General features: G+C 45.9%; 1 protein-coding gene and 1 pseudogene. One reads left to right on the top strand and one right to left on the bottom strand.

The window, feature by feature from the left end:
- Positions 1-111: 111 nt before the first annotated feature.
- A complete protein-coding gene (locus tag DWW13_RS18525; RefSeq protein WP_118720836.1) occupies positions 112-309 on the bottom strand; it encodes a hypothetical protein in 198 nt (65 codons plus the stop codon).
- Here DWW13_RS18525 and DWW13_RS19945 point away from each other — a divergent pair.
- Positions 283-377: pseudogene (locus DWW13_RS19945) on the top strand (tweety protein); the annotation flags it as partial. The gene DWW13_RS18525 and the pseudogene DWW13_RS19945 overlap by 27 nt on opposite strands.

Raw genomic sequence — 377 nt, 5'->3', positions numbered from 1 at the left:
TTCGCCTTGCAGGTCATCGTCCTTTGACAGCCTGCAATAGACCGCCGCACGATAGCCCCCGGCAAGTGCTGAACCGATTGTTCTGTATTCCATTTCGTTCATCATAGCCATTTACCCACACAATCCAGACGGTATCTGGCTCTGTTGAACCTCATCTTCATTATACTTCAAATCTTTCTTTTTAGCAAGATATTCTTTTGAATTTGTCTTTCCATATTTCTGGGAAATCAGGCTGACGAACACATCGGTTGCGTCAAGCTCCCCGTCAAACACAGTAGTCACATGAATCTCTGTTTTGTTTTTTGCCATAGGCAGTTATCCTCCATACATGAAAATAGCCAGACAGAGGGTGTCGGCAACGAAGTCCGGCAACGGGC

The sequence above is a fragment of the Blautia sp. AF14-40 genome (genome assembly GCF_003479665.1).
In the GTDB taxonomy this organism is placed as follows: Bacteria; Bacillota; Clostridia; order Lachnospirales; family Lachnospiraceae; genus Fusicatenibacter; species Fusicatenibacter saccharivorans.
Note: the sequence above shows the minus strand (reverse complement) of the source record. Positions and strands in the feature narration are given on the sequence as shown.

What these genes read in the sequence shown, in the direction of transcription:
- DWW13_RS18525 (WP_118720836.1), bottom strand. Translation starts at nt 309, where the DNA reads ATGGCAAAAAACAAAACAGAGATTCATGTGACTACTGTGTTTGACGGG.